14 protein-coding genes and 1 pseudogene are annotated in these 15570 nt (G+C 69.6%); 5 read left to right on the forward strand and 10 right to left on the reverse strand.

The window, feature by feature from the left end; translation table 11 throughout:
• Together ACFDTH_RS14105 and ACFDTH_RS14110 are read left to right on the forward strand one after the other, a co-directional pair.
• Positions 1–174 (forward strand): annotated as a pseudogene (locus ACFDTH_RS14105) (GTP cyclohydrolase II); the annotation flags it as partial.
• Positions 175–220: 46 nt separating this feature from the next.
• Positions 221–1366 carry a hypothetical protein gene (locus ACFDTH_RS14110; protein ID WP_375288191.1) on the forward strand — a complete coding sequence of 382 codons (1146 nt, stop codon included), beginning with the start codon at positions 221–223 and terminating at the stop codon, positions 1364–1366.
• 215 nt (positions 1367–1581) lie between these two features.
• Here the strand turns inward: ACFDTH_RS14110 and ACFDTH_RS14115 are convergent, their stop codons facing one another.
• From ACFDTH_RS14115 to ACFDTH_RS14145, 7 genes are all read right to left on the reverse strand, one after another.
• Positions 1582–2520, reverse strand: coding sequence for a calcium-binding protein (locus ACFDTH_RS14115; protein WP_375288192.1), 939 nt, complete (start codon positions 2518–2520; stop codon positions 1582–1584).
• Between the two features lie 95 nt (positions 2521–2615).
• Positions 2616–3569: a 2-hydroxyacid dehydrogenase gene (locus ACFDTH_RS14120; RefSeq protein WP_375288193.1), complete on the reverse strand. Its 954-nt coding sequence runs from the start codon at positions 3567–3569 to the stop codon at positions 2616–2618.
• On the reverse strand, positions 3566–5044 hold the full coding sequence (rpoN, locus tag ACFDTH_RS14125; protein ID WP_375288194.1) for an RNA polymerase factor sigma-54: 1479 nt from the start codon (positions 5042–5044) through the stop codon (positions 3566–3568). Before rpoN ends, ACFDTH_RS14120 begins: the two co-directional genes overlap by 4 nt.
• 117 nt (positions 5045–5161) lie before the next feature.
• Positions 5162–5938 carry an LPS export ABC transporter ATP-binding protein gene (gene lptB, locus ACFDTH_RS14130; protein WP_375288195.1) on the reverse strand — a complete coding sequence of 259 codons (777 nt, stop codon included), beginning with the start codon at positions 5936–5938 and terminating at the stop codon, positions 5162–5164.
• 114 nt (positions 5939–6052) lie between these two features.
• Complete coding sequence (locus ACFDTH_RS14135) at positions 6053–6592, reverse strand: LptA/OstA family protein (protein ID WP_375288196.1); 540 nt, start codon at positions 6590–6592, stop codon at positions 6053–6055.
• Between the two features lie 6 nt (positions 6593–6598).
• Positions 6599–7237: an LPS export ABC transporter periplasmic protein LptC gene (lptC, locus tag ACFDTH_RS14140; protein WP_375288197.1), complete on the reverse strand. Its 639-nt coding sequence runs from the start codon at positions 7235–7237 to the stop codon at positions 6599–6601.
• A 32-nt stretch (positions 7238–7269) separates the two neighbouring features.
• On the reverse strand, positions 7270–7887 hold the full coding sequence (locus ACFDTH_RS14145) for a ribonuclease D (protein ID WP_375288198.1): 618 nt from the start codon (positions 7885–7887) through the stop codon (positions 7270–7272).
• 251 nt (positions 7888–8138) lie between these two features.
• Between ACFDTH_RS14145 and ACFDTH_RS14150 the strand changes: the two genes are divergently transcribed.
• On the forward strand, positions 8139–8969 hold the full coding sequence (locus tag ACFDTH_RS14150; RefSeq protein ID WP_375288199.1) for a cold-shock protein: 831 nt from the start codon (positions 8139–8141) through the stop codon (positions 8967–8969).
• Positions 8970–9236: 267 nt separating this feature from the next.
• Entirely contained in the window at positions 9237–11177 is a 1941-nt protein-coding gene (acs, locus tag ACFDTH_RS14155; RefSeq protein ID WP_375288200.1) for an acetate--CoA ligase, read from the forward strand.
• 89 nt (positions 11178–11266) lie between these two features.
• Here acs and ACFDTH_RS14160 read toward each other — a convergent pair whose 3' ends face one another.
• The gene (locus ACFDTH_RS14160; protein ID WP_375288201.1) at positions 11267–11974 is read right to left on the reverse strand and encodes an NAD-dependent deacylase; all 708 of its coding nucleotides are present in this window, start codon (positions 11972–11974) and stop codon (positions 11267–11269) included.
• A gap of 272 nt (positions 11975–12246) precedes the next feature.
• On the opposite strand from ACFDTH_RS14160, the gene ACFDTH_RS14165 reads away from it, so the two are divergent.
• The gene (locus tag ACFDTH_RS14165) at positions 12247–12600 is read left to right on the forward strand and encodes a hypothetical protein (RefSeq protein WP_375288202.1); all 354 of its coding nucleotides are present in this window, start codon (positions 12247–12249) and stop codon (positions 12598–12600) included.
• 498 nt (positions 12601–13098) lie between these two features.
• On the opposite strand, the gene ACFDTH_RS14170 is transcribed toward ACFDTH_RS14165, so the two are convergent.
• Together ACFDTH_RS14170 and ACFDTH_RS14175 are read right to left on the reverse strand one after the other, a co-directional pair.
• Positions 13099–14778, reverse strand: a complete 1680-nt coding sequence (locus ACFDTH_RS14170; RefSeq protein WP_375288203.1) for an amidohydrolase — start codon at positions 14776–14778, stop codon at positions 13099–13101.
• The coding region (locus tag ACFDTH_RS14175; RefSeq protein WP_375288204.1) for an NAD(P)-dependent oxidoreductase at positions 14775–15570 on the reverse strand (796 nt) is incomplete at its 5' end. The genes ACFDTH_RS14170 and ACFDTH_RS14175, both read right to left, overlap by 4 nt.

Consider the following 15570-nt stretch of genomic DNA (forward strand, 5'->3'; position numbering starts at 1 on the left):
GACCTGCTCGGCCAGCGCGCGGTCCGCCTCCTCACCAACAATCCCGCCAAGGTGGCGGGGCTGGAGGCGCATGGCGTCGAAGTGGTCGAGCGGGTGCCGCATCACCTGCCGCCCAACCCCCACAACGAACGCTATCTCGCCACCAAGCGTGACCGCACCGGCCACCAGCTGTGAGCGTTGGGGCTTGCCTTTAGGCGCCGGCTCGGCTCGAACCGCCGCCATGCAAGGGGAAGAGCTGTTCCGGTCCGACAACCTGGTGGTGCGCCGGGTGCGGGGCACCGGCGCGCGGGTGCCGGCCACCTGCTTCGTGACCTTCGGCTCCTATACGGTCGAATATGACCTGGAGCGGCAGGGCTTCGGCGAGGATTTCCTGCGCGACGAGGGGATCGACACGATCCACGTCCTCAACCGCGACAACCAATGGTACCAATATCCCGAGATGCCCGAGGCGCTGGCCGCGATCGCGGCGGCGACCGCGAAGGTGCCGCGGGTGTTCACCTATGGCTCCAGCATGGGCGGCTATGCGGCGCTGCGCTTCGCCCGCGCGTTCGGCGCGCGCACCGCGATCGCGATCTCGCCGCAATATTCGCTCGACCCGCGGGTGGTGCCGTTCGAGACACGCTGGCAGGCGGACCTGGCGCGGATCACCTTCCGCGAGGGGGACTATGAGGCGCCCGCCCGGCAGATCCTGTTCTACGATCCGCGGCTGCGCGTGGATGCCCAGCACGTCCGCCTGTTCGAGGCGGGCGGGCAGGAGACGGTGATGGTCGGCGTGCCGCATGCGGGCCATCCGGTCGGCCCGCTGCTGGTGGAGACCGGCGCGTTGCAGGAGGCGATCCGCGCGATCGTGACGGGCAGCTTCACGCCATCAGTGGTGCAGCGCGCGGTACGCGAACGCCGGGCACGGTCGCAGCACCATTTCTTCATGCTGTCGCGCCGCGCCGCCGGGCGCCGGCCCGATCTCAGGATCGGGCTGCTGCGCCGCGCCGCCGAGATCGAGCCGGAGTCGCACATCCTCAGCGAACTCGCCCAGGCGCTCGATCAGAAGGGCGCGCATGACGAGGCCGGGCCGCTGCACGAGGAGGCGATCCGCAAGGTCCCCGGCAACGTGCGCGCGCGCATCTTCCACGCCGCGCACCTGGAGGCGGTGGGCCGGCGCAGCGAGGGCGCGGCGGTGCTGCGCGCGGCGCTTTCCGGCCAAAGCGGATCGGTGATGCTGATGGGCCGTGTGCTCCAGATGCGCATGGCGTTGCGGCGCTGGCACCTGGGCGCGGTCGATGCCGCGTTCGAGCGCATGGTCGAGCGCACGCGCCACCACCCCGGCTATGGCCGAGTCACCCGCTGGCTGGGGCGGCGGGTGACGTGAGCCGGCGGGGTCGCCGCCGGCCCACTTTCCACTTTGCTCCACTCGACCTTCACTACACCCGTTCACCCTGAGCGAAGTCGAAGGGCAAGCGCGGCGCTGCGCAAGGTGCTTCGACTGGCGCGCAGCGCCAGCCTGTCCTGAGCGTGACTGCCGCAGGCAGGCAGTCGAAGGGCTCAGCACGAACGGATCAGGTCGGTTGAAGGCCGTTCGGGTCCTCAGAGCAGGAAGTCGGTTGCCGCGATGCCGTGCTGGCTGACCACGTCGAACGAAAAGTCTGCCACCGCGTCGTGGTTGGTGTCCGCCTCCACGGTGTAGAGGTTGTCGCCGCGGGCCGTGATGCGCAGCTGATAGTCGGGCGAGCCGCTGTTGAAGGCCTCCTCGCCGATGAAGGTGAAGGCCTGATTGCCCTTGAGCAACTTGTCCGGATCGATCTTGCTGAGGTCGATCGAGTCGCCCTCGGTCGCGTCGAAGTCGGTGATGATGTCGGTCACGTCGGCGCGGTGGCTGAACTCGGCCAGCGAATACATCCGGAACTGGTCGGCACCCGCGCCCCCGGTCATGATGTCGGCGCCCACGCCGCCCTCGATCAGGTCGTCACCGGCGCCGCCCGCCAGCGTGTCGCTGCCGCGCCCGCCGTAGATCGTGTCGTTGGCCGCGCCGGTCTGGATCACGTCCGCGCCGTCGCCCAGCGACATCCAGAACTTCTCGAAGCTGGTCAGCGAGAAGATGTTGCTGCTGATGCTGCCATCCTCCGCGACGATGAGCCGCAACGGGCTGTCGCCGGGCAAGCCGCCATATTCGAGCGTGTCGACGCCGGCGCCGCCGTCGAGGCGGATCCGCCGCTCGCCGAGGTCCGCCTCGTTCGAGACATAAACGGTGTCATCGCCGGCGGTCAGCATCACGTCCAGCGCCTCGATCCCCTGATATTCGACCCAGTTGCGCCCGGCGCCCGAGATCACGCCGCCCATCGTGCCGTCCGCCTCGATGATGATCGTGCTGTCCCACTTGCTGGAGGCGAAGCGCGAATAGTCGATGCGCAGGGTGTCGAAGCCCGCCCCGGCCTGCACCGCATCATGGCCGATCAGCGGCACGAACAGGTCGTCGGCGTCGGTGCCGACCAGGTCGTCGTCGCCCTTGGTACCCTTGTAGATCATGTCAGGTCTCCCGGTGGTTCGGGAACCCAATGATCCTTTCTCCGCGCGGCTTCAGCAGCACCGCGACCGGAGCGACGGACGTGCGACGGACGGGTCTAGCGCGTTTCGGGCACCGGGGTCAGCGCCCGCCCCGTCCCGAAGAAGGCGAGCAGGTTCTCCGCGACCAGCCGGCCCATCGCCGCGCGGGTATACTCGGTGGCGGAGCCGACATGCGGCAGCACCACGACATTGGGCAGCGCCAACAGCGCCGCGGGGACCTCCGGCTCGTCGGCGAACACGTCCAGCCCCGCGGCGAGCAAGGCGCCCTCCTCCAGCACGCGGATCAGCGCGGGCTGATCGACCACGCTGCCGCGCGCGACGTTGACGAACACGCCCTCGGGCCCCAGCGCGCGCAGCACCGCCTCGTCGACGATATGGCGGGTGCCCGCGCCGCCCGGCAGGATCGCCACCAGCACGTCGCACGCCTCGGCCAGCGCCCGCGGCGTCGGGTGCCACGGATAGGCGACGCCCTCTTGCCGGTGGCGACCGTGATAGGCGATCGCGACATCGAACCCGTCCAATCGCCGCGCGATCGCCTTGCCGATCGCGCCCAGCCCGAGGATGCCGATGCGCCGGCCGCGCAAGGTGGGGGACAGCGGGAAGGCGCCGTCCTGCCAGCCCCCGTCACGCACGAATCGGTCGGCCTGGGGCAGCCGGCGGACCGTTGCGAGCAGCAGCGCCACCGCCAGGTCCGCCACCTCGCCGTCGAGCACGCCCGGCGTGTTGGTGACGACGATCCCGCGCTTCGATGCCGCGACCGCGTCGACATTGTCGTAACCGACGCCGAAGCTCGCCACGATGCGCAGCGCGGGCAGCCGCGCGAACAGCGCCTCGCCGGTCGATCCGTAGAGCGTGCTCGTCGCGACGCCCGCAACCTCGCCGCCATGCGCCGCGAGGAAGGCTTCGGAATCGTCCTGCTCCCACAGGCGATGGAGGGTAACATGGTCGCGCAGCGCCGCCTCCACCGAGGCGTGCATCGGCGCGGTCATCAGGACGACGGGCTTGCTCATCCCGCCAGCACACGCGCGCGCCGCCGCTGGACCGAGCTGCCGATCCCCATCGCTTCGCGATATTTGGCGACGGTGCGCCGGGCGATGTCGAAGCCCTTGTCGTTCAGCCGCTCGACCAACGTATCGTCGGAAAGGATCTTGTCCCCTTCCCCCGCGATCAGCGCCTTGATCGCCGCTTTCACCGCCTGTGCCGACACCGCGTCGCCGCCGTCGGCCGACTGGATCGCCGAGGTGAAGAAGTATTTGAGCTCGAACTGCCCGCGCGCGCAGCTGAGATATTTGTTGCTGGTCACCCGGCTGACCGTTGATTCGTGCATCTCGATCGCCTCAGCCACCCGCGCGAGGGTCAGCGGGCGCAGGTGCGCGACGCCGTGGAGGAAGAACGCCTCCTGTTGCTTGACGATCTCGGTGGCGACCTTGAGGATGGTCTTCTGGCGCTGGTCCAGCGCCTTGACCAGCCAGTTGGCGCTGGCGAGCGCATCGCCCAGCCATGCCTTGCTCGCCTTGTCCTGCGGCCCCGAAGCGAGCTCGGCATGATAGGCCTTGTTGACCAAGACGCGCGGCAGCGTGGCGCTGTTCAGCTCGATCCCCCAGCCCGCCTTGGTGCGGGTGACGTAGAGGTCGGGGACGATCGCAGGCGCGGGCTCGCCGCCGAAGCGGGTGCCGGGCTTGGGATCATAGCCGCGCAGCTCGCGGATCATGTCCGCCATATCCTCGTCGTCGACATGGCAGATGCGCTTCAGCCGCGTGATCTCGCCGCGCGCGAGCAGGTCGAGGTTGCCGATCAGCCGCGCCATCGCCGGATCGAACCGGTCCGCCTCCTTGGCCTGAAGCGCGATGCATTCGGCCAGGTCGCGCGCGCCGACGCCGGTGGGGTCAAAGGTCTGCACCACCGCCAGCACCCGCTCCACCGTGATCGCCTCGACGCCGAGCCGGGTCGCGATCTCGTGGACGGAGGCGGTCAGGTAGCCCGCCTCGTCGATCTGGTCGATCAGATGCTGGGCGATCAGGTGGTCGAGCCCGGAGAGCAGGGTGCCTGCCTGGGCGAGCAGGTGGTCGGCAAGGCTCTCGGACGTGTCGGCGAAGGCGTCGAGGTCGGGCAGGTCGTCGCCGAGCGGACCCGACAGCCCGTTCATGCCGAGCGCGCCATCCATGCCGAGGCGATCGGCCACCGAATCGTCGAACCGCTCGCCGGCGACGTCGACGTCGAGCGACTCGCCTGCCGCCTCGCCGGCCATCACCAGCTCGTCCGCCCCAGCAGGCTCGTCGCGCGGCGCCTCCGCCACCGGCTCGGGCACCGGCCCTTCCCCCTCTGCCGCAACCGCCTCCAGCAGCGGGTTCTTTTCCAATTCCTCGGCGATCACCCCCTCGATCTCGAGGTTGGACAGCGCCAGCAGCTTGATCGCCTGCTGGAGCTGCGGGGTCATCACCAGGCCCTGGGTCTGGCGGATGTCCAGGCGGGGGGCGAGCGACATCAGGCCGCGCTTCCCCCATCCGTTCGCCCTGAGCGAAGTCGAAGGGCACGCGCGAACGTTGGCGCATATGCTTCGACTTCGCTCAGCACGAACGGAGGGTGCGTGTGGGTCATAAGCCTAGAGCGAGAAGCCCTCGCCCAGGTACAGCCGGCGCACGTTGGCGTCCGCCACCAGTTCCGCCGGGCTGCCGGTGAACAGCACCCGCCCGTCGTAGATGATGTAGGCGCGATCGACGATGTCCAGCGTCTCGCGGACATTGTGGTCGGTGATCAGCACGCCGATGCCGCGTTCCTTGAGCTGGCAGACGAGATCGCGGATGTCGGCGATCGAGATCGGGTCGATGCCTGCAAACGGCTCGTCCAGCAGGATGATCGACGGGTTCGCCGCCAGCGCGCGCGCGATCTCCGCGCGCCGCCGCTCGCCGCCCGACAGCGCCATCGCCGGCGCGTCGCGCAGCCGGGCGAGGCCGAACTCGTCAAGCAATTGCTCCAGCCGCTCCGCGCGCGCGCCCTTGTCCGGCTCGGCCAGCTCCAGCACGGTGGAGATGTTCTGCCCCACCGTAAGCCCGCGAAAGATGCTGGTCTCCTGCGGCAGATAGCCCAGGCCCAGGATCGCGCGCCGGTACATCGGCAGGCCGGTGATGTCATCGCCATCCAGCATGATGCGGCCCGAATCGGGCTTCACCAGCCCCATCACCGAATAGAAGCAGGTCGTCTTGCCCGCGCCGTTGGGGCCGAGCAGCCCGACCACCTCGCCGCGCCCCACCGACACCGATACATCGGTCAGCACGACGCGCTTGTCGTAGCTCTTGGCGATCGAGACGACCGACAGCCCGTCCATCACGGGTGCCTCGTGGATCGGCTCGGCCCTTTCCAGGCTGGTGATCTGGTCCATCAACGGTCCCTTGCGCCACAGCATCTTACCGGCGCGTTGATCGATCCGCCGGTTTGGCAGGATTCATGCATGAAGATGCGCGAAAACGGAAGCCCTCGGGCGACCGGCCGCGCCTCAGTTGCGCTTGGGCACCGAGAAGGTGCCGGACACCCGGCCCGACGGCGCGGTGGTGGTCGCCCCCGTCCCGCTGCCGCCGCCACTCGCCACACCCGATCCGTCGATCACCGCGCGGCCGCTGTCGAGATTGATCGTCAGCCGACCGCCGCTCACCGTGTTGCCGGCCTGGTTCAGCGTGACCCCGCCCACCATGGTGATCACCCGGCGATTGAGGTCGTACACCGCATATTGCGAGCGCGCGGTCTGCTCGGGGCGGCGCACCGTCACCCCGCCGGCAGCGTCGAGGCGCGAGACCTGCGGATTGCCGCCGATCACCTGGCCGGTGTAGTTCACCGTCATCCGCGCGGCGTTGAGTGTCATCTCCGCTTGCCGCACCGCGACGCTGCCCGACAGAACCGCGCGATTGGCCTTGTCCTGCAGCTCGATGTGATCCGCGCCGAAGTCGATCGGTGCATCCGAATTATGGCGCGTCTGCGCCCCCGCGGCGGCGATAGCGGCGACGAGGGCGAATCCGCCGAACGGGAGAAGGACGCGCATGGGCCGCTATCTCGCCCGAGCGGGCACGATCCGCAAGCGCGCGTTGCCGTCCAGCGTCACCGTGCGTGCTTCCAGGTCGGCGCGTAGCCGATCGCCGCGAAAGGTGCCCTGCGGCACCGTGCCGGTCACCGCGCCCGCGCTCTGCAGGCGGCGGGTCTTGAGGTCCACGGTCGCGTCGCGCGTATCGAGCGTGTAATTGTTGGGGCCGCGGAAGGCGATCGGGCCGTCCACCTTCACCTGCTCGCTTTCCATGTCGTAGCGGCCGGTGTTCGCGGTCAGCCGCGCGGGCCCGTCCTGCAGCCGGATCGCGGCGGCCAGCTTGTTCAGCTGCACCACCGGCTCGGCCGAGCTGCGCTGCACCGCCGATCCTGCGTCGAGGATGAACGGCTGCCCCTTGGCGTCCTGCCCGCGATATTGCGCCGCCTGGATCTTGAGCCGCTCCTTGGCGACCTCGACCTTGTTCTTGTCGAGCACGAACGACACATCGCCGCCCATGGTCAGCGGCGCCATCACCAGGAACGCCGCGAGCACGCCGATCAGCATCGGCATCAGCCAGTGCGCGGTGCCGACCACCCGGTCATGCCGGCTGCCGGGCGCCGCCCACACCTGACGCGCGCTGCGGACCCGGCGCGCCAGTTCAGACATGGTCCGCCTGCGTCAGACAGCGCGACGCAACGTCAGACATGCGCGAAGATGTCGATCTCGGGCCAGCCGGCAAGATCCAGCGCGGCGCGATGCGGCAGGAAATCGAAGCACGCCTGTGCGAGCGCGGTCCGGCCCTCGCGCGCCAGCCGGCGGTCGAGCTCTTCCTTCAGCTGGTGGAGGAAGCGCACGTCGGAAGCGGCATAGTCCTTCTGCGCGTCCGACAGCACCGGCGCGCCCCAATCGGACGATTGCTGCTGCTTGGACACTTCCTGCCCCAGAAGTTCGCGGACCAGCTCCTTCAGGCCATGCCGGTCGGTATAGGTGCGCACCAGCCGCGACGCGGTCTTGGTGCAATAGACCGGTGCCGCCACCGTGCCGAGGTAATGCTGGATCGCGGCCAGGTCGAACCGCGCGAAATGATAGAGCTTCACCCGCGTCGGATCGCCCAGCACCGCGCGCAGCTCGGGCGCGGCGTAATCGCTGCCGGGGGCGAATCGCACGAGATGCTGGTCCTCGCCGCCATCCGACAGTTGCACCACGCACAACCGGTCGCGCGGGGTGATGAGACCCATGGTCTCGGTGTCGACGGCGATCGCGGCGCCGGGGGCGAAGACGCCCGCGGGCAGGTCTTCCTCATGCAGGTAGATCATCGTCCATGGCCCTAGCCGGGGTGCCCGCCGCACTCAATGGGCGGCGATGACCTGTGCTTCCCGCGCGACAGGTGTGGAAGTATCGTCCAGAGTGATCGCCTGCGGCAAACGAATCTGTTCGCACCGGCGCCAAGGATAAGCTATGGCGAGAATGTGGCGCCTCGGTTCGGCGCCCGGGACCTTGCGTTCGCCGTCCTGCGCGCGTGGTCCAGGCAGAGGATACGGGCGGGACCGGGAAGACGAACGGGATTATGGGTTTCGACAAGGGTGGCCGCGGCAATCGTGGCGGACGCGGGCGCGACAAGCGCGACGATTTTGGCGGCGGCGACTTCGGCGGCGGTGACTTCGGGGGCGGCTTCGGCGGCGGTGACCGCGGTGGCTTCGGTGGCGGCGGCTTCGGCGGCGGTGGCGGCTTCGGCGGCGGCGGCGGTGGTTTCCGTAGCGGCGGTGGCGGCTTCGGCGGCGGTGGCGGCGGCTTCCGCGGCGGTGGCGGCGGCGGGTTCGGCGGCGGCAACCGCATGCCCCCGCAGGTCGTTGGCGAAGGCACCGGCGTGGTGAAGTTCTTCAACGGCCAGAAGGGCTTCGGCTTCATCGTCCGTGACGATGGCGGCGAGGACGTGTTCGTCCACATCTCCGCGGTCGAGCAGGCGGGCCTCACCGGCCTGGCCGAGGGCCAGCCGCTCGGCTTCACCCTGGTGGACCGCGGCGGCAAGATTTCCGCCACCGAGCTCAAGATCGACGGCGAGCCCATGCCGGTCACCGAGCGCGCGCCGCGCGAGGGTGGCTTCGGCGGCGGCGACCGTGGCCCGCGTGCGGGCGGTGGTGCCGGCGGCGGCTTCGGCGGTGCGCCGCAGCGCCAGCTCACCGGCGAGAAGGCGACCGGCACGGTCAAGTTCTTCAACGCGATGAAGGGCTTCGGCTTCATCCAGCGCGACGACGGCCAGCCGGACGCGTTCGTCCACATCTCGGCGGTCGAGCGCGCGGGCATGCCGACGCTCAACGAGGGCGATCGCCTGTCGTTCGAGTTGGAAGTCGATCGTCGCGGCAAGTACGCCGCGGTGAACCTGTCCTCGGGCAGCTGATCCCGGCGGGCGGCCGATCGCGGTCGCCCGTTCGATCCTTCTCCGGCACGGAAACGGCCGCGGCACCCTGGTGCCGCGGCCGTTTCCGTGTCTGGCGGCCTGCGACTCGGACGATCCTTCTCGGAACCGCCGCGATGTTTCCCCTCCCTGTCTCCCGCGTTCCATCCTGACTCCCGGCCGGCGCCCGCGCTTGCCAAGCGCCGCCCGCTTCCGCACTGAACCGGGAAAATTCCCGAAAGATCGGGACCGGACCGCCAGGAGCAGATGATGGCCGAACAGGACCTCTACCCCGTCCCCGCCGAATGGGCCGAGCGCGCCCGCGTCGACCGCGAGGCCTATGAGGCGATGTACGCCGCCGCCGCCAGCGATCCCGACGCCTTCTGGCTGGAGCAGGCGCAGCGGCTCGACTGGGTGAAGGCCCCCACCCGCGCGGGCGACTGGTCGTTCGACGAGGCCGATTTCGGCATCCGCTGGTTCGAGGACGGCGTGCTCAACGCCAGCGCCAATTGCCTCGACCGCCATCTCGCCGAGCGCGGCGACACCGTGGCGATCGTCTGGGAGCCCGACGATCGCGCCGCCGCGCCGCGCCACTTCACCTATCGCCAGCTCCATGCCGAGGTCTGCCGCTTCGCCAATGTCCTGAAAGCGCAGGGTGTCGCCAAGGGCGACCGCGTCACCATCTACCTGCCGATGATCCCCGAGGCGGCCTTCGCGGTGCTCGCCTGCGCGCGGATCGGCGCGATCCATTCGGTGGTGTTCGCCGGATTCTCGCCCGACGCGCTCGCCGGCCGCATCCAGGATTGCGACTCGAAGATCGTCGTCACCGCCGATTGCGGCCGGCGCGGCGGCAAGCTGACCCCGCTCAAGGCCAATGTCGACGCGGCCGCCGCGCACGCGCCCAGCCTGGAGCGGGTGCTGGTGGTGAAGGCCACCGGCGCCGACGTGCCGATGCACCCGCGCGACCTGTGGTACCATGAGGCGGCGGACGGCGTCTCCGCCGACTGCCCGGCCGAGCCGATGAACGCCGAGGACCCGCTCTTCATCCTCTACACCTCGGGCTCCACCGGCAAGCCGAAGGGTGTGCTCCACACCACTGGCGGTTACCTGCTCTGGGCGGCCTATACGCACGACCTGTGCTTCGATTACCGCCCGGGCGAGGTCTGGTGGTGTGCCGCCGACATCGGCTGGGTCACCGGCCACACCTACATCCTCTACGGCCCGCTCGCCAACGGCGCGACGACCTTGATGTACGAGGGCGTGCCCAACTGGCCGGACGCGAGCCGCATCTGGCAGGTGGTCGATCGCCACCAGGTCTCCACAATCTTCACCGCCCCCACCGCGCTGCGCGCGCTGATGAAGGACGGCGACGCTTTCGTCCGTGCCACCGACCGCTCCTCGCTCCGCCTGCTCGGCACCGTCGGCGAGCCGATCAACCCCGAGGCGTGGCGCTGGTATCACCAGGTGGTCGGCGAGGGCCGCTGCCCGATCATCGACACCTGGTGGCAGACCGAGACCGGCGGCGCGCTGATCGCCCCCCTCCCCGGCGCGACGGACCTCAAGCCCGGCAGCGCCACCCTGCCCCTCCCCGGCGTCCACCCGCAACTGGTCGACGAGACCGGCCGGGTGCTCGACGGCGCGACCAGCGGCAACCTGTGCCTCACCGCCAGCTGGCCCGGCCAGATGCGCACCGTCTGGGGCGATCACGAGCGCTTCTTCCAGACCTATTTCACCACCTATCGCGGCAAATACTTCACCGGCGACGGCTGCCGCCGCGACGAAGACGGCTATTACTGGATCACCGGCCGGGTCGACGATGTGATCAACGTCTCGGGCCATCGCATGGGCACCGCCGAGGTGGAGAGCGCGCTGGTGCTCCACCCCAAGGTGGCGGAGGCGGCGGTAGTCGGCATGCCGCATGACGTGAAGGGCCAGGGCATCTACGCCTATGTGACGCTGAACGGCGGCGTCGCGGCGGACGACGACCTGCGGCGCGAGCTGGTGCAATGGGTCCGCCGCGAGATCGGCCCGATCGCCACGCCCGACGCGCTCCAGTTCGCCCCCGGCCTGCCCAAGACGCGCAGCGGCAAGATCATGCGCCGCATCCTGCGCAAGATCGCCGAGGGCGAGGTGGGCAGCCTGGGCGACACCTCGACACTGGCGGACCCGATGGTGGTGGACGATCTGGTGGCGAACCGGGTGGGCCAATAAGCCCCTCCCCTTCAGGGGAGGGGTTGGGGGTGGGGAAGGTGTCTCACCGAGCGATACGACCGCGAACAGGCCCCACCCCAACCCCTCCCCTAACGGGGAGGGGCTAAGATCCCCAACACCTCGTCCACCCAGGCCGGCACCAGCGCACTCGCCGGCCCCATCCGGCTTTCGTCGAAGAACACGCTCCCCGCGCTCGGATCGAGGTTCAGCTCCAGCGTCTTCGCGCCATGCCAGCGCGCGGTCTGCACGAAGCCTGCGGCGGGATAGACCGCGCCCGAGGTACCGATCGAGACGAACAGGTCGGCGCGAGCGAGCGCCGCCTCGATCACCTCTATGCCAAGCGGCATCTCGCCGAAGAACACGACATCCGGCCGCATCGCCGGCGCCCCGCACGCGCCGCACTCGGTACCGGGCGGCAGCACCGCCGGGCTCGCCTGCCGCACCCCGCACAGGGCGCAGAGCGCGGATTTGAGCTCGCCATGCATGTGCAGCAATCGCGTCGCCCCGGCGCGCTCGTGCAGGTCGTCGACATTCTGGGTGACAATCAGCAGCTCGCCCGGCCATTCACGATCAAGCCGGGCGAGCGCCTCATGCGCCGGGTTCGGCTGGACGGTGGCCAGCGCCTGGCGCCGCAGGTCGTAGAAACGGTGCACCAGTGCCGCATCCGCCGCGAGCGCCTCGGGCGTGCACACGTCCTCTACGCGATGCCCCTCCCACAACCCGCCCGGCCCGCGAAAGGTGGCGAGGCCGGACTCGGCGGAAATGCCGGCGCCGGTGAGAATGACGAGGTTGTGCATGAGGGCAGTCTAGCAGGGTACGGGGTGACCGCCACCAAACTCCTCCCCTGAAAGGGGAGGTGGCAGCGCGCAGCGCTGACGGAGGGGTAGCTCTCCACGCGCGACGCCTTCTCCTGCGGCCCGCTACCCCTCCACCAGCTTCGCTGGTCCCCCTCCCCTTGCAGGGGAGGAATGCGTTGCTGTTTGCAAGGGGTCGCGCGGAGTGGAACAACTGCGTGTACGAGCTCAAGCACGGGTGTTGGGCCTTTGGTGCACATATGCGAGGGGCAGTAATGACCACCACCCGCACGTTGAAGGTGCTCGCCGTGCTGATCGGAGGCATGTTGTACTGGCAGTTCGTCTGCCGACAGACGAGCGTGGGAGAGCCTTGGGACAGCGACATATATTGGCGCCTCTGGTATCCTCTCTCATTCGTTATCGCGGCCGGCGCCGGGTATTTTCTCGGTAGCTATGGCTGGCTGGCGGGAATCGTACTCACGTTCGCTCAGCTGCCGGTTATGTGGATCAACAATGGAACAGGCCCGCTGATTGCCGTCGGCGTGTTATTCCTGACCATCTTGGCAGTTCCGCCTGGTGTAGCCTCGCTACTCACGGGTCGGCTTGCGGAGCGCAAGCGGATCGCCTGAAGGTCTGCTACAAGCTCCTTCTCACCTTGTGGGAGAAGGAAGGGGCCCGCTTGCGCAGCAAGTGGGAAGGATGAGGGGTCTTGAGACTCACTCCCCCTCACCCTTCCGCCGACTTCGTCGGCTCCCTCCCTCTCCCACAAGGGGAGAGGGAACAGCGCTCCCGGTAGATCCGTCACCCCGGCCTCGTGCCGGGGTCCACCGGGCCACACGCGTCAACCGTTCGACTTCGCGGCAAGGTCGATGCCGGAACACGTCCGGCATGACGGCTGTGACTGGCCGCCCCTACTCTTCAAGAAACTTGCGCTCGAGTCCGGTTGCCGGCTGTATTCAAGCCCATCCCACGCTTTCCTACAGCCTCAGGCTCGTGTTAAGGTCACCTCGCTCTTTGACAGGTCCGCCATCAACCAAAGCCACACGGTCACCACTCCTCTGGCAGATGGCGAGGCGTGCGGGTGTCAACTTAGTGTCAACTTCCGCCGCGCCCGCGGCCCCCAACCGCTATTTCGCCCCATCCCGCGCGGCATCGAACACCTTCTGCCCGCCGACCCAGGTCTCCAGCACGCGGGTCCCCCGCAGCGCCGCCGCATCCGCCCGCAAGGGATCGCGATCGACGATCACGAAGTCCGCCCGCTGCCCCGGCTGCAACGAGCCGAACTGCTGCTCGGCGAATCCCGCGTACGAAGCCCCGCCGGTGAACGCCCACCAGGCCTGCTCGCGCGTCACCGCCTCCTGCGGCTGCCAGCCGCCAACCGGCTGCCCATCCGCGCCGGTCCGCGTGAACGCCGCCGCCCAGCCCGCCCAGGGATCCGGCGCCTCCACCGGGAAGTCGCTGCCGAACGCCAGCTTGCTGCCGTTCGCCAGCATCGAGCGCCACGCATAGGCCCCCGCCAGCCGCGCCGGCCCCAGCCGCGCCTCGGCCATCTGCCGGTCGCCGGTCTGATGGGTCGGCTGCATCGAGGCGATGATGCCGTATTTGCCGAAGCTCGGCAGGTCCTTCGGGTCGACGATCTGGGCATGCTCGACGCGCCAGCGCCGGTCGCCCTTGTAGGTCTCCGAAAGCTCGGCGATCGCGTCGAGCGCCTGCTGGTTGGCGCGGTCGCCGATCGCATGGACCGCGACCTGATAGCCGTCCATCGCCGCGCGGCTCATCAGGTTCTGGAGCTGGTCGTCGGTCAGGAAGCCCAGCCCGCGCTCGCCCGGCGCATCGGCATAGGGCGCCTTGAGCCACGCCCCGCGCGAGCCGAGCGCGCCGTCCGCGTAAAGCTTCACGCCGTTCAGCTTGAGCTTGTCGCCGTACAGCCACGGCGTCGGCCCGGTGCCGCCGATCGCCACCGTCGTCTCGACTCCGCCGGCATAGGCCATGATGCGGATGCGCAGCGCGCCGAGGTCGCCGACGCGGCGATAGGCCATCCAGTCCTCGCCGCTGGTGCCCATGTCCGCCACCGCGGTGATGCCGTGGCGCAGCAGGATGTCCTGCGCGGTGAGGAAGGCGAGCTGGCGCTCCTTGGGCGCGGGCTTGGGCACCGCCTTGTCCATCAGCGCCTGCGCCGCATCGACGAACACGCCCGAGGGCTGGCCGCCCGCGGTCTCGATCCGCCCGCCCGGCGGCGACTTGCTCGCCGCGGTGATGCCGGCGAGATTCATCGCCCGCGTGTTGGCCCAGCCGGCATGGCCGTCGGCGCGCGCCAGCCAGGCGGGGCGGTCGCCGGTCACCGCATCGAGGTCGGCGGCGGTGGGGAAGCGGCCCAGGCCCCAGGCCTCCTGGTTCCAGCCGCGCCCCAGGATCCACTTCCGCTCCGGATTGTCGGCGGCGTAGCGCGCGATCTTCGCCTTGGCCTCCTCCAGCGAGCGGGTGTCGCTGAGGTCCAGCGTCAGCGCGGCGAAGCCGAGGTCGGTGATATGGCCGTGCGCGTCGATCATGCCGGGCAGCAGCACCCGCCCCTTCATGTCCGCGCGCCAGTCGTAGCGCGGGCCGGGGTTCTTGCGGGTCCGCTTGGGCGGCTCCTCGTCGGGCGCAACGAGCCGGACGACGCGGCCGTCTTTGTCGAGGATGATGGCCTTGAAGCGGACGACGCGGCCCGCCTTGTCCAGCGTCATGCCGGTGACATTGTCGACGATCGCGTCGGCGAAGGCGGGGGTGGCGGTGAGGAGGAGCGCCGCGGCGAGCGCGCGCCTCACTTGGCCAGCCTCCGCACCAGCGCGCTGGTGTCCTGCCGCGCGCCGCCCATCTTCTGCACCTCGCCATAGAACTGGTCCACCAGCGCCGCCACCGGCAGCACCGCGCCGCTGCGCCGCGCCTCGTCCAGCGCCAGCCCCAGGTCCTTGCGCATCCAGTCGATCGCGAAGCCGAAGTCGAACGCGTCCTTCGCCATCGTGTCCCAGCGGTTCACCATCTGCCAGCTCTGCGCCGCGCCGCCGCTGATCGCCTCGAACACCTTGTCGAGGTCGAGCCCGCTCGCCTGGGCAAAGCGCAGGCCTTCCGAAAGCCCGCCGAGCACGCCGGCGATGCAGATCTGGTTGACCATCTTGGTCTGCTGCCCCGCCCCGGCGTCGCCGACATGGACGATGCGGGCGGCATAGGCTTGCATCACCGGCTCGGCCGCGGCGAACGCCTCTGCCGAGCCGCCGCACATGATCGAGAGCGCGCCCTTCTCCGCTCCCGCCTGCCCGCCCGAGACCGGGGCATCGACCACCAGCGCGCGCCGCTCCGACAGCCGGCGGGCGATGTCGGCCGACACGGTGGTATGGTCCACGAACACGGCCTCCTCGCGCATCGCCGCGAAGGCGCCCTCGCTGCCCAGCGTCACCTGCTCCAGATCATCATCGTTACCGACGCAGGCGACCACCGCATCTGCGCCCCGCGCCGCCGCCGCGGGCGTGTCGGCGACGGCGAGGCCGGTCGCCTCCGCCTTGGCCCTGGTGCGATTATACACGGTGACGTCGTGGCCCGCGCGGGCGAGGTGCCCGGCC

Origin of the sequence: Sphingomonas sp. (assembly GCF_042096255.1) — a bacterium.
Lineage (GTDB): Bacteria > Pseudomonadota > Alphaproteobacteria > Sphingomonadales > Sphingomonadaceae > Sphingomonas.

Coding starts and splice junctions, on each gene's coding strand:
- ACFDTH_RS14135 (WP_375288196.1), bottom strand. CDS start 6,592: ATGCGCGTCCTTCTCCCGTTCGGCGGATTCGCCCTCGTCGCCGCTATC.
- ACFDTH_RS14115 (WP_375288192.1), bottom strand. CDS start 2,520: ATGATCTACAAGGGTACCAAGGGCGACGACGACCTGGTCGGCACCGAC.
- ACFDTH_RS14120 (WP_375288193.1), bottom strand. CDS start 3,569: ATGAGCAAGCCCGTCGTCCTGATGACCGCGCCGATGCACGCCTCGGTG.
- acs (WP_375288200.1), top strand. CDS start 9,237: ATGGCCGAACAGGACCTCTACCCCGTCCCCGCCGAATGGGCCGAGCGC.
- ACFDTH_RS14145 (WP_375288198.1), bottom strand. CDS start 7,887: ATGATCTACCTGCATGAGGAAGACCTGCCCGCGGGCGTCTTCGCCCCC.
- lptC (WP_375288197.1), bottom strand. CDS start 7,237: ATGTCTGAACTGGCGCGCCGGGTCCGCAGCGCGCGTCAGGTGTGGGCG.
- ACFDTH_RS14110 (WP_375288191.1), top strand. CDS start 221: ATGCAAGGGGAAGAGCTGTTCCGGTCCGACAACCTGGTGGTGCGCCGG.
- lptB (WP_375288195.1), bottom strand. CDS start 5,938: ATGGACCAGATCACCAGCCTGGAAAGGGCCGAGCCGATCCACGAGGCA.
- ACFDTH_RS14160 (WP_375288201.1), bottom strand. CDS start 11,974: ATGCACAACCTCGTCATTCTCACCGGCGCCGGCATTTCCGCCGAGTCC.
- rpoN (WP_375288194.1), bottom strand. CDS start 5,044: ATGTCGCTCGCCCCCCGCCTGGACATCCGCCAGACCCAGGGCCTGGTG.
- ACFDTH_RS14150 (WP_375288199.1), top strand. CDS start 8,139: ATGGGTTTCGACAAGGGTGGCCGCGGCAATCGTGGCGGACGCGGGCGC.
- ACFDTH_RS14165 (WP_375288202.1), top strand. CDS start 12,247: ATGACCACCACCCGCACGTTGAAGGTGCTCGCCGTGCTGATCGGAGGC.